Source organism: Pseudomonas asiatica, from assembly GCF_009932335.1.
Taxonomy (GTDB): Bacteria; Pseudomonadota; Gammaproteobacteria; order Pseudomonadales; family Pseudomonadaceae; genus Aquipseudomonas; species Aquipseudomonas asiatica.
The window spans coordinates 4,129,349-4,141,599 of sequence record NZ_BLJF01000001.1; the positions used below are offsets into that span (position 1 = coordinate 4,129,349).

Below are 12,251 nucleotides of genomic sequence, written 5' to 3' on the forward strand. Positions count from 1 at the left end.
CGGCTTACAGTTGCCGAAGATCGCAGATGGGCGATAATCCGCGCCCGATTCTTGCATGCATGCCTGTGTCGCCCACCACCCCGGGCCACTCAGCCAAAGGGGCCGGCTACCCGCCAGCCCCGTTGCCAGGAGATACACGATGTCTACCCCACCCGTCACCTTGATGGTGTCGCGCCGCGCCGCCCATGGCCGCTACCAGGACCTGCTGGCCTGGCTGCATGAAGGCGAGCAGCTGGCCACCGACTTCCCCGGCTACCTTGGCTCGGGCATCCTCGCGCCACCCCGCGACAGCGACGAATTCCAGATCATCTTTCGTTTCAGCGACGAGCCGACTCTGCATGCCTGGGAACATTCCGCCTCGCGTCGGGCCTGGTTGCAACGCGGCAACGGCCTTTTCGAACGCCCCAAGGAAGCGCGCGTGAGCGGCATCGACGACTGGTTTGGCACCAACATGGTGCAAAAACCACCACGCTGGAAGCAGGCTGTGGCCATCTGGCTGGCCTTCTTCCCGGTCTCGCTGGTGTTCAACCTGGTGTTCGGCCACTGGCTCGCTGCGCTGGACCTGGTACCACGGGTATTGCTCAGCACCCTGGGCCTGACGCCGGTGATGGTCTACCTGTTCATCCCCCTGTCCACCCGTCTGCTGGCCGGCTGGCTGCATGCGTCCCCCGCCCCTGCCGGCGCCCTGCGCAGCCGCTGAGGCCAGGCCGTACACGCGGTAGACAGTTCGGGTATGCTGGGCGGCAACCAAAGGACAGACAAGTTGACCGCCCCGAACATGAACAGCCCCATTCTCGTTACCGGAGCCAGCCAGCGCGTCGGGCTGGCCCTGGCCCTTGAACTGGCGCAGGCCGGCCATACGGTGGTCAGTGCCAGCCGCAGCGTCCAGCCACAAGCGGCTCACCCGAACATCGTGCAGTTCCAGGCTGACCTGTGCCAGCTGGCCGATCGACAGGCCCTGATCGACTACTTGCACAACCATTACGACGGCCTGCGCGCGATCATCCACAACGCCTCGTTGTGGCTCGACGATGGCCTCGACAACCTCGAGACCATGTTCCGCCTTCACGTCGAAGCGCCCTACCACCTCAACCTGGCCTTGGGCGACCTGCTGGCCAAGGTGGAAAAGGCCGACATCATCCACATTTGCGACGAAACCTCTTCGCGCGGCAGCAAAAGCCACATCGGCTACGCCGCGACCAAGGCCGCGTTGCAGAACATGGTGCTGTCTTTCGCCGAAAAATATGCGCCCAAGGTGCGTGTGAACGGTATCCTGCCCGGGCTGCTGATCCTCAAGGAAGGGGGTGACGAAACCTACCGCCAGCAGACCCTGAAAAAGGCCCTGCTGGAGTTCGAACCCGGCGCCGGCCCGCTGATCGAGACGGTCAAGTACCTGCTCGCCAGCCAGTACAGCACCGGCAGCCAGGTGGTCATCAACGGTGGCCGCCACCTGAAGAACCGCATGACCTGAGAGAAGCCCATGACCCCACAGCAACAGCTCGAACTCGAGGCCGCCGCGTTCCGGCGCCTGGTCGAACACCTGCAGAAGCGCACCGACGTGCAGAACATCGACCTGATGAACCTGTCCGGCTTCTGCCGCAACTGCCTGTCCAAGTGGTACAAGGCCGCGGCTGACGAGCGCCAGCTCGACCTGAGCCTGGATGACGCCCGCGAAGCGGTGTACGGCATGCCTTACGCCGAGTGGAAAGCCCAATACCAGAAAGAAGCCAGCGCCGACCAACAAGCGGCGTTCGAAAAAGGAAAACCTCGTGACTGACCTGAACACCCTGCGCGCCAGCCTGGCCAGCGGCCAACACGTGTTTGCCGACACCCTGGCGTTCATTGCCGACAACTACAGCTACCAGCCACAGGCCTTCGACAATGGCGGCGTGGCGAATGCAGCCGGGCAGAACGAAGGTTCGTGCAAGACCCTGGGCCTGGCGCTGCTGGAAGGGCTGAGCGACCAGGAAGCGCTGCTGGCCTTTGGCGAGCACTACCGTGACGTGGTGGCCACGCCCGAGGGCAGCGACCATGGCAATATCCGTGCGCTGATCAAGCATGGGCTGGCGGGCGTCAAGTTCGCCGAGCTGCCGCTTGCGCGCAAGGCTTGAGATAGCCGGGGCTGCTTTGCAGCCCATCGCGACACAAGGCCGCTCCTACAGAAGACCGCGTTCCCTTGTAGGAGCGGCCTTGTGTCGCGATAGGGCCGCAGAGCGGCCCCAAAATCTCGAAACCAACCTCAGCTGATGATGGTTCCCGGCACCCCTCCCGCCAAGCCACCCTGCTGCAACCACTGCAAGGCCACCGGCCACAAACTTTCGCGAAAGCGGTCATGGAAGAACGCGAAATGGCCAATTTCATCGACCGAGATATCCACAGGCGCAATACGCAGGTGCTGGCGCTCGGCGCCCTGCAGATAACCCAGCAAACGCTCGGTCGCCGCCACGGTACCAAAGGGATCATCGGTCAGGCTGATGGCCAGCGTCGCCGCCCGCACCTGGGCGAACGGTAGTGCCTCCAGTGCACGCCCGCTGGGTCGGTGCTCATAGCGCGGGGTACGGGTGGTCCAATCGTGCACCACGCCGGATGGCGTGTCCTCCAGCCAACCCAGACGCTTGCCGGGAAAATAACCGAACACACGGGTGAGCAGCGGCATTACCACATGCCACTTGCAGAACAGCTGCCAACGCTGGTCAGCCGCATAATCGCGCCAGTAGGCGAATTGCGCGCCAACCATCACCACCCGGCGTACCTTGTGCGCCGACGGTGCCAGCCCCACTGCGCAGCCGCCAAAACTGTGCCCCACCACATCCACCGGCTGGCCGGGGAAATGTTCTGCGGCATTCACCAGCATGGCTTCGAAATCCAGCCGGCCCCAGTCGCTCCAGGATGCCTGGAAGCCACGCAGCGAGGCCGGGCGGGATTCGCCAATGCCACGGTAGTCGTATGTCAGCACATCGCACCCCTGGGCGAACAGGTAGTCGGCGAAACGCGAGTAGTAGTGGCAGCGTACCGAAGTGGCAGCGTTGATGATCACCAGCGGGCGCTGGGGGTCAGGTCGGGCGTGGCGCCAGCGGAAACCGCCGAGGCTGTAGCCGTCGGCTGCGGTGTGGCGAAAGGCAGTGGCGGGTTGGGTGAGGCTGCTCATGGCACATTCCCTGTTGTTGTGCGCCAAAGCTAGCAAAGATTTTATAGCCTGTACCGGCCTCTTCGCGGGTAAACCCGCTCCTACAGGTACTCCATCTCCCTCAAGTTAAAAGGGATCCCTGTGGGAGCGGGTTTACCCGCGAAAGGGCCGGTACAGGCCGGCATCGATTACAGCTCGATGCAGTCGAACTTCACATCGGTAGCCACGTCTTCGTCGTAGTTGACGTCAGCGCGCTCGAAGCCGAACAGGTTGAGGAACTGCTTCTTGTAACCGGCATAGTCGGTCAGCTCGAACAGGTTCTCGGTGGTCACCTGTGGCCACAGCGCCTTGCAAGCGTCCTGCACGTCATCACGCAGTTCCCAGTCGTCCAGGCGCAGGCGGCCCTTCTCGTCGACCTCGGCCGGCGCGCCGTCGGCACGGTACATGCGGTCGCGGTACATGCGGTCCAGCTGGTCCTGGGTGCCTTCGTGAACACCCTTCTCCTGCATGATCTTGAACACCATCGACAGGTACAGCGGCATCACCGGGATTGCCGAGCTGGCCTGGGTAACCACCGACTTCAGCACCGCCACGTTGGCGCCGCCCTTGACTTCACCGGCCAGCTTCTTGTCCAGGCGCAGGGCGGTTTCGTCCAGGTCCTGCTTGGCCTGGCCCAGCGCACCGTGCCAGTAGATCGGCCAGGTGATGTCGCTGCCGATGTAGCTGAAGGCCACGGTGCGGGCGCCTTCGGCCAGCACGTTGGCGCCAGCCAGGGCGTCGATCCACAACTGCCAGTCCTGGCCACCCATGACGGTGACGGTATCGGCGATTTCCTGCTCGGTAGCCGGCTCGATGCTGGCCTCGATGATGGTGTCCTTGTTGGTGTCGATGGCGGTCGACTTGTACGGCTGGCCGATCGGCTTCAGGGCCGAACGCACCAGTTCACCGGTCTGCGGCAGCTTGCGCACTGGCGAGGCCAGCGAGTAGATGACCAGGTCGACCTTGCCGCCCATTTCGTTCTTGATCAGTTCGATGACCTTGGCACGAGCTTCGTCGGAGAAGGCGTCACCATTGATCGATTTGCTGTACAGGCCCTCGGCCTTGGCGAACTTGTCGAAGGCTGCAGCGTTGTACCAGCCAGCGGTGCCGGCCTTGGTCTCGGTGCCTGGTTTTTCGAAGAACACGCCCAAGGTGTCGGCCTTGAAGCCGAACGCCGCGGTGATGCGAGCTGCCAGGCCGTAGCCGCTGGAAGCACCGATGACCAGAACCTTCTTCGGGCCATCCTCGCGCACGCCCAGCTTGCGGGTGGCTTCGATCTGGTCACGGACGTTGAGCTCGCAGCCCTTCGGGTGAGTCGTGGTGCAGATGAAACCGCGGACCTTAGGATGAATGATGGCCAATGTCTGTACCTCGTCAGGTTTATGCCGGGGGAAGCGCCGCCATGGGCGATTCCGGTTGATCAGAGGGTGAGACTACCCCCGCAGGTTATCCGACACATATTACGGGGTGATCAAAGGGATTCAAAACCAAGGTTTGCCTGTGCCGGCCTCCTCGCGGGTAAACCTGCCCACAGAGACCGCGCAGATCTTGAGGGCTGCGCAGTAGCTGTGGGAGCAGGTTCAGCCGGGAAGTGGCTGCCAACGTCAATCGCGGTGCCGACGGCGCCCCGTGATCATCGACCACGGCAGGTTTTCCCGCATGCGCACGCTCTCGTAGATGGCCGCCAGCACATGCACGCAAACCAGCACCAGCAGCGCGTTGGCCAGCCAGCTGTGCAGGTCCATCGGCCAGTCGACACCAAACAGTGCGTCCACCTCCTGCGACGCCCACCCGGTAAGGCCCAGGCCGGCGATACAAGTCAGCATCAGCACCATCACCAGGGCGCCAATCGGCGAATGCCCCATATGATGGTCAAGCCCCCCATGCAGCAGCGCACGGGCATGTCCGACCAGGCTTGCCGGGGATGGCCAGAAATCGGCCCAGCGCGCGCTGCGTGGCCCGACAAAGCCCCAGACCACACGCACCACCACAACGGCTAGTGCGTAGTAGCCCAGCCACTGGTGCCAGCCTTCACCCTCTTCGTTGAAGAAGTAGTTGGCGAAGAACACCACGGCGATCGACCAGTGGCACAGCCGCAGCAGGGGGTCCCACAGCTGTACCGTGCCGTCGCTGTTCAATCGTGGTACTCGGTCTTGACTGCCTTGCCCGTCACTGGGTCATGGTAGATCTCGACCTTCTTGCCATCCTTGTCGAAACCGTAGATCTCGTAGCAGTTACCCTTGGTGACCTTGAACTTGTTGATCTTGTAGCCCTGCTCCTTGAGCTGCGCCTGGAATTTTTCCTGATCCTGCCAGGTGTTTTTGTCAGCGGTGGTGCATTCGGTGGCGGCGAATGCAGCGCTGCTGCCGATCAGGAGGGTCATGGCGATCAATGTACGCATGGGCATGTGCTCCCATCCAGATGAGTGTAATAGCGCATCCCTGAGCATAGTTCCGCAGGTCGCTTCGCGCTCATTCATTTGCTTTACACATCAATCGCAAAGAAAAACAAACTTAACAAATGAGCCAAAGCCACCGATGCTTGAGGCATTACGCCCATCGCACGGAGAACAACAACATGAACGACGTGGTCATCGTCGCCGCAACCCGTACCGCCATCGGCAGCTTCCAGGGCGCCTTGGCCACTGTGCCTGCAGTAGACCTCGGTGCCGCCGTGATCAAGCGCCTGCTGGAACAGACCGGGTTGGCCCCGGCGCAGGTCGATGAAGTCATCCTCGGCCAGGTGCTTACCGCCGGCGCCGGGCAGAACCCGGCACGCCAGGCCGCGATCAAGGCCGGCCTGCCCTTCAGCGTGCCGGCAATGACCCTGAACAAGGTCTGCGGCTCGGGCCTGAAGGCACTGCACCTGGCCGCTCAGGCCATTCGCTGCGGTGATGCCGAGGTGGTCATCGCCGGCGGCCAGGAGAACATGAGCCTTGCCCCTTATGTGATGCCTTCAGCCCGCACCGGCCAGCGCATGGGCCATGGCCAGCTGATCGACAGCATGATCAGCGACGGCCTGTGGGATGCCTTCAACGACTACCACATGGGTATCACCGCCGAAAACCTGGTGGACCAGTACGGCCTCAGCCGTGAGCAGCAGGATGCCTTTGCCGCCGAGTCGCAGCGCAAGGCGGTGGCGGCGATGGAAGCCGGCCGCTTCGATGATGAAATCACCCCGATCGTGCTGCCGCAGAAGAAGGGAGAACCCAAGGTGTTCGCGCGGGACGAACAGCCACGCCCGGATACCACCGCTGAATCCCTGGGCAAACTTCGCCCGGCGTTCAAGAAGGACGGCAGCGTCACCGCTGGCAACGCCTCGAGCCTGAATGACGGTGCCGCCGCCGTACTGCTGATGAGCGCCGCCAAGGCCAAGGCCCTGGGCCTGCCGGTGCTGGCCAGGATCGCGGCTTACGCCAGTGCCGGTGTAGATCCGGCGATCATGGGCATCGGCCCGGTGTCGGCCACCCAGCGCTGCCTGGACAAGGCCGGCTGGCAACTGGCCGATCTGGACCTGATCGAAGCCAACGAAGCCTTTGCCGCGCAGGCGCTGGCCGTGGGCAAGGCGCTGGAATGGGATGCCACGCGGGTCAACGTGAATGGCGGGGCGATTGCCCTTGGCCACCCGATTGGTGCGTCCGGGTGCCGGGTGCTGGTGACCCTGCTGCACGAGATGATCAAGCGGGACGCCAGGAAAGGCCTGGCAACCCTGTGCATTGGTGGCGGGCAAGGCGTGGCCTTGGCAATCGAGCGGTGATCTCGGACTGACTCAAGCAGGCTCGGCCTCTTCGCGGGCTTGCCCGCTCCCACAGGGACCCCACTGAGCTGAATCCAGTGATATCCCTGTTGGAGCGGGCAAGCCCGCGAAGAGGCCGGTACAGGCAACAAGAAAATCAGGCAGTGGCACGCAGCTCGCGGGCAGCTGCGACCATGTTCACCAGCGCTGCCTCGGTCTCCGGCCAGCCGCGGGTCTTCAGCCCGCAATCCGGGTTGACCCACAGGCGCTCGGCCGGGATACGCTGGGCAGCCTTGTGCAGCAGCTTGACCATTTCCTCACGGGTCGGCACCCGTGGCGAGTGAATGTCATACACACCCGGGCCGATCTCGTTGGGGTAGGCGAACCGTTCGAAAGCCGCCAGCAGTTCCATGTCGGACCGCGAGGTCTCGATGGTGATGACGTCGGCATCCATCGCCGCGATCGACTCAATCACGTCGTTGAACTCGCTGTAGCACATGTGGGTGTGAATCTGGGTTTCGTCACGCACCCCCGAAGCACACAGGCGGAAGGCCTCGGTGGCCCACTCCAGATAATGGGCCCAGGCGCCGTGGCGTAGCGGCAAGCCTTCACGGAACGCCGCTTCGTCGATCTGCACGATCCTGATACCCGCCGCTTCCAGGTCGACCACTTCGTCGCGGATCGCCAGCGCCAGCTGGCGCGCCTGCACTTCGCGGCTCACGTCCTCACGCGGGAACGACCACATCAGCATGGTCACCGGGCCGGTCAGCATGCCCTTCATCACCTTGCTGGTCAGGCCCTGGGCATAAGTGATCCACTCCACGGTCATGGCCTTCGGCCGGCTCAGGTCGCCAACGATCACCGCAGGCTTCACACATCGCGAACCATAGCTCTGCACCCAACCAAAGCGGGTGAATACATAGCCATCGATCTGCTCGGCGAAGTACTCGACCATGTCGTTGCGCTCGGCCTCGCCGTGCACCAGCACATCCAGGCCCAGGTCCTCCTGGATTTTCACCGCATGGCGGATCTCGCTGTGCATGGCCTCGACGTAATCGGCCTCGGTCAGCTTGCCCTGCCTGTAGGCCTGGCGTGCCAGACGAATCGCCGAGGTCTGCGGGAACGAACCGATGGTGGTGGTCGGGAACGCCGGCAGGTCGAGCCCCGCACGTTGCTTGACGATACGTTGGGCAAAGGCTGATTTTCGCTGGCTGTCAGCGGGCTTGATGGCTGCCAGGCGGGCCTGCACGCCAGGCTTGTGAATACGCGGCGAAGCGGCGCGGCTGGCCTGCACGGCCTGGCTCTGGGCCAATGCGGCGGCCACGTCGGCGGCGTGCGGGGCATTGATGGCCTTGGCCAGCAGCGCCACTTCCTGGCACTTCTGCACGGCGAAGGCCAGCCAGCTGTGCAGTTCGGCATCGAGCTGGTCTTCACGGTCCAGGTCCACCGGGCTGTGCAGCAGCGAGCAGGACGGCGCCACCCACAGCCGCTCACCCAGGCGCTCATGGGCATGGCGCAGTACCTCCAGCGCCTTTTCCAGGTCGCAGCGCCAGACGTTGCGGCCGTTGACCAGGCCCAGCGACAGCACCTTGTAGGCCGGCAGGCGGTCGAGGATGGTCGGGTACTGCTCGGGCGCCCGCACCAGGTCGATGTGCAGGCCATCGACTGGAAGGTTGGCGGCCAGGCCCAGGTTGTCTTCCAGGCCGCCGAAGTAGGTGGCGATCAGCTTCTTCAGTGGCGCCCGCTGAAGGATGTTGTAGACGCGCTCGTAGGCATTCTTCCAGTCCTGAGGCAGGTCCAGGGCCAGGATCGGCTCATCGATCTGCACCCACTCCACGCCCTGGGCAGCCAGGCGGTTGAGGATCTGGTCATACAGCGGCAGCAGGCGGTCGAGCAGCTCCAGCTTGTCGAAATTGCCACCTTTGGCCTTGCCCAGCCACAGGTAGGTCAGCGGGCCGATTACCACCGGTTTGACCGCATGGCCCAGGGCCTGGGCTTCAGCCACTTCTTCGAACAGTTGCTCCCAGCTCAGGGCAAACTGTTGGTCGGCAGTGAATTCGGGGACCAGGTAGTGGTAGTTGGTGTCGAACCACTTGGTCATTTCCTGGGCGTGCGCGCCGCCGCAGCAATTGTCACCCACGGCGCCACGGGCCATGGCGAACAGGGTCTGGAGAGTGGGCCTGGCAGCGTCGTGGCTGCGGAAGCGCTGCGGGATCACGCCGAAGGTCAGCGAGTGGGTGAGCACCTGGTCGTACCAGGCGAAGTCGCCAACCGGCAGCAGTTCGATGCCAGCGTCTTTCTGCACCTGCCAGTGGCGGGCACGCAGCTCGCGGCCGACGGCGCGCAGGCCGGCTTCGTCGAGTTCGCCCTTCCAGAAGGCTTCCTGGGCCTTTTTCAGCTCGCGGTCGCGGCCGATACGTGGAAAGCCCAGGTTGTGTGCCAGTGCCATGTCTTGTCCCTCAGCATGCATAAATGAATGAGGGGATTTTCCGGGCACTTTCATCTTGAGACAAACTCATTAAATTTGATATGAACTCAAGATTTATTCATGTTCGTGAATTTGTACTGCCTGTACGGGCCCTTTCGCGGCTAAAGCCGCTCCTACAGGTACCGCGCCACCCTGCGGGAGCGGCTTTAGCCGCGAAAGGGCCGGCACAGGCAAGCCCGGATGTCTCATTCAGAGCACCAGCCTGCGCATCCGGACATGACCGCACCCGCCTTCTGCCGCACAATGCCAGCCTGACCAAATCAGGTACCCGGCCCCATGAGCCTGCTGAAAACCGCGCTGCGCGAAAAAACCTTCGTCTGCGTCATGGAGTTCGTCCCCAAGCCCTCCACAGAGCGCTTCGCCGCCATGGACGCGATCCTGGCCCGTGCGCACCTGTGCGGCTGGCCGATGACCGTGGCAATCGGCGACCGCGTCGGCAGCCCGCTGGACATGTCGCCACTGGACGCCCTCGCCTCGTTCAGCAACCCGGTACCCGCCCTGCCGCACTTCTCCGGCAAGGACCGCGAACGCCACCACCTGCTCGCCCAACTGCAACGCATGGATGCCGCAGGCCTCGACCAACTGTTGCTGCTTACCGGCGACCGCCTGCCCGGCCACCAGCCTGGCCAACGCCCGGTGCGCTACCTGGAATCGGTCGCAGCCCTGCAGATCGCCCGCCAGGCCTGCCCACACTGGCTGCTTGGCGCGGCGCTCAACCCGTTCAAGTACTGCGAGGACGAAGGCGGTGCCCAATACTTCAAGGCCGAGAAAAAACTGGCGGCGGGCGCCGACTTCCTCACCCTGCAACTGGGCTTCGATGCCGGCAAACACCAGGAAGCCATGCATTGGATGAACCGCCAGGCCGCGCCCAGGCCGATGCTGGCCTGCCTGATGAGCCTCACTCACGGGCGCGCGACGATGCTCGAACACGTGGCCGGCGTGACCGTCACGCCGTCCATGCGCGACATGCTGGAAGCGGAAGCGGCGCAGTCCAAGGCCTTTGCCCAGGCGCGCAGCGTCGACCGCCTGGCCTTGCAGATCATCGGCGTGAAGCTGATGGGCTACGCCGGCGTGCATCTGTCGGGGGTTCACGAACTCAAGCAACTGCTGGCCCTGGAGGCACGCATCGAGCACTGGCAGGCGCAAATCCACACACTGGAACAATGGGCGCCGGCCTGGCAGGCCAGCTGGCAGATGCCCGGCCTGCCGGCAGTCAGCTTCCATCCGCCGCAGGCAAGCTGGCGCCAGGGCGAGTCACGGGTCGATGCCTCGTTCAAGGAGAAAGCGCGCTATCACCTGATGCACGGCATGCATTCGCTGCTGTTCAGCCGCCGCAATAGCCTGAGCAAGGCATTTGGCTGGGCCGTGCGCCAACCGATGTGGGCTACCCGCCTTGGCGCACAGGTGCTGCACAAGGTGGAACACGCGGTTAAGCACCCGCTGGTAGGCTGCGAAACCTGTGGCCGCTGCCGCCTGGAAGACACCCTGTACATCTGCCCGGAAACCTGCCCCAAGGGCCTGGCCAACGGCCCCTGCGGCGGCACCGCGCTGAACCGCTGCGAGTTCGGCGACCGCGAATGCATCCACAGCGTCAAGTACCGCACCGCCAAGGCGGTGCGGCAGACGGCGCTGCTGACCGAGCGCCTGATCCCGTGCATCGAGCTCGAGACACGCCACCGCAGCTCATGGCCGCAGTGGTTCCAGGCCCAGACGCCGCGTCAGCTCAGCCCGCAGCCAGCGCCTCGAACCCAGCCCGAATCGTAGCCTCGGGCAATTCGTCAGCGATGAACACCATCACGCTCTCGCGAGTTTCACCCTCGGCCCACTCGGCGTCCCAGTCAAAGCCATAGAGCTTGAGCACACCCTGGAACACCAGCTTGCGCGCTTCACCGGCAATGTTCAGCACGCCCTTGTAGCGCAGCAGCTGCTTGCCGTGGGTTTCCAGCAGTTCGTTCATGAAGTCGCTGAGGCGGTCGATGTCCAGCGCGCTTTCCGTGCGCAGCACCAAGGTGGAGATCCGGTCCGGGGTAGCGGGCTTGAGCAACGGGCGTAGCGCTGGCTTCAGGTTCGCGCCCAGATCGGGGTTGAGGTTGAAACCACGCACATCCAGCAGCTCGGCCAGGTCGATGCGACCATGCTCGACCACGCGGATCGCCGCCCGGCCATTGATGCGGGCCAGGCGCTCGCGCAGGGCCTCCACCGCAGCGGGCTCGACCAGGTCGGTCTTGCTCAGCAGCAGGCGATCGGCAAAGCCGACCTGGGCCTGGGCGATGGTCTGGGTCAGGTGCAGCTCGGCGTGGGCGGCATCGACCAGGGTGATGATGCCATCGAGGATGTAGCGCTCACGCAGTTCCTCGTCGATGAAGAAGGTTTGGGCCACCGGCGCCGGGTCGGCCAGGCCGGTGCATTCGATTACCAGGCGGTCGAAGGCGATCTCGCCGGCATCCAGGCGTTCGAGCAGCAGGTACAAGGCGCGGGTCAGGTCGCCGTGGATGCTGCAGCACACGCAGCCATTGGCCAGGGTCATCACCTGCACCGGCTCGTCGCCCAGCAGCTGGCTGTCGATGCCGGCCTCGCTGAATTCGTTTTCGATCACGGCGATCTTCAGGCCGTGCTCGGCCTTGAGCATGTGCTTGAGCAAGGTGGTCTTGCCGGCACCGAGGAAGCCAGTGAGTACGGTTACGGGGATAGGCGTCTGCACGCAGAACATCTCCTGTGCAGTGAAATGGACGGGGAGAGCGCGATCCATGTAGGAGCGGCCTTGTGTCGCGATCGGGCCGCAACGCGGCCCCGGATTTTCAGCTTCGCAGCCAAAATTGCCGGGGCCGCGTTGCGGCCCGATCGCGACACAAGGCCGCTCCT

12 protein-coding genes are annotated in these 12,251 nt (G+C 63.9%); 6 read left to right on the plus strand and 6 right to left on the minus strand.

The window, feature by feature from the left end; translation table 11 throughout:
* The first annotated feature begins 139 nt into the window (after nucleotides 1-139).
* Genes GYA95_RS19145 through GYA95_RS19160 form a run of 4 tightly spaced genes read left to right on the plus strand, consistent with a single transcriptional unit; the run spans nucleotide 140 to nucleotide 2,111 of the window.
* Nucleotides 140-700 carry a hypothetical protein gene (locus GYA95_RS19145; protein WP_015271784.1) on the plus strand — a complete coding sequence of 187 codons (561 nt, stop codon included), beginning with the start codon at nucleotides 140-142 and terminating at the stop codon, nucleotides 698-700.
* Nucleotides 701-733: 33 nt separating this feature from the next.
* Nucleotides 734-1,471, plus strand: a complete 738-nt coding sequence (folM, locus tag GYA95_RS19150) for a dihydromonapterin reductase (protein ID WP_015271785.1) — start codon at nucleotides 734-736, stop codon at nucleotides 1,469-1,471.
* Nucleotides 1,472-1,480: 9 nt separating this feature from the next.
* Nucleotides 1,481-1,777, plus strand: coding sequence for a DUF1244 domain-containing protein (locus GYA95_RS19155; protein WP_003260708.1), 297 nt, complete (start codon nucleotides 1,481-1,483; stop codon nucleotides 1,775-1,777).
* Nucleotides 1,770-2,111: a HopJ type III effector protein gene (locus tag GYA95_RS19160; protein ID WP_003260709.1), complete on the plus strand. Its 342-nt coding sequence runs from the start codon at nucleotides 1,770-1,772 to the stop codon at nucleotides 2,109-2,111. The genes GYA95_RS19155 and GYA95_RS19160 overlap by 8 nt, the downstream gene beginning before the upstream one ends.
* Nucleotides 2,112-2,239: 128 nt before the next feature.
* Here GYA95_RS19160 and GYA95_RS19165 read toward each other — a convergent pair whose 3' ends face one another.
* The 4 genes from GYA95_RS19165 to GYA95_RS19180 all read right to left on the minus strand — a co-directional run bounded on the left by GYA95_RS19165 (nucleotide 2,240) and on the right by GYA95_RS19180 (nucleotide 5,567).
* Nucleotides 2,240-3,148, minus strand: a complete 909-nt coding sequence (locus GYA95_RS19165; RefSeq protein ID WP_015271786.1) for an alpha/beta hydrolase family protein — start codon at nucleotides 3,146-3,148, stop codon at nucleotides 2,240-2,242.
* Between the two features lie 167 nt (nucleotides 3,149-3,315).
* Entirely contained in the window at nucleotides 3,316-4,527 is a 1,212-nt protein-coding gene (gene fabV / locus GYA95_RS19170) for an enoyl-ACP reductase FabV (RefSeq protein WP_015271787.1), read from the minus strand.
* A gap of 243 nt (nucleotides 4,528-4,770) precedes the next feature.
* Nucleotides 4,771-5,304 carry a cytochrome b/b6 domain-containing protein gene (locus GYA95_RS19175; protein WP_015271788.1) on the minus strand — a complete coding sequence of 178 codons (534 nt, stop codon included), beginning with the start codon at nucleotides 5,302-5,304 and terminating at the stop codon, nucleotides 4,771-4,773.
* Nucleotides 5,301-5,567: a PepSY domain-containing protein gene (locus GYA95_RS19180; RefSeq protein WP_043936270.1), complete on the minus strand. Its 267-nt coding sequence runs from the start codon at nucleotides 5,565-5,567 to the stop codon at nucleotides 5,301-5,303. Before GYA95_RS19180 ends, GYA95_RS19175 begins: the two co-directional genes overlap by 4 nt.
* 176 nt (nucleotides 5,568-5,743) lie before the next feature.
* Here GYA95_RS19180 and GYA95_RS19185 point away from each other — a divergent pair, with 176 nt between their 5' ends.
* Nucleotides 5,744-6,922, plus strand: a complete 1,179-nt coding sequence (locus tag GYA95_RS19185; protein ID WP_015271790.1) for an acetyl-CoA C-acetyltransferase — start codon at nucleotides 5,744-5,746, stop codon at nucleotides 6,920-6,922.
* A gap of 136 nt (nucleotides 6,923-7,058) precedes the next feature.
* On the opposite strand, the gene metE is transcribed toward GYA95_RS19185, so the two are convergent.
* Entirely contained in the window at nucleotides 7,059-9,350 is a 2,292-nt protein-coding gene (metE, locus tag GYA95_RS19190) for a 5-methyltetrahydropteroyltriglutamate--homocysteine S-methyltransferase (RefSeq protein WP_015271791.1), read from the minus strand.
* Between the two features lie 315 nt (nucleotides 9,351-9,665).
* Between metE and GYA95_RS19195 the strand changes: the two genes are divergently transcribed.
* Nucleotides 9,666-11,153, plus strand: coding sequence for a methylenetetrahydrofolate reductase C-terminal domain-containing protein (locus GYA95_RS19195; protein WP_015271792.1), 1,488 nt, complete (start codon nucleotides 9,666-9,668; stop codon nucleotides 11,151-11,153).
* On the opposite strand, the gene yjiA is transcribed toward GYA95_RS19195, so the two are convergent.
* Nucleotides 11,113-12,090 (minus strand): GTPase, encoded by a 978-nt coding sequence (yjiA, locus tag GYA95_RS19200; protein ID WP_015271793.1) that lies wholly within the window; start codon nucleotides 12,088-12,090, stop codon nucleotides 11,113-11,115. The genes GYA95_RS19195 and yjiA overlap by 41 nt on opposite strands.
* Nucleotides 12,091-12,251 lie beyond the last annotated feature (161 nt).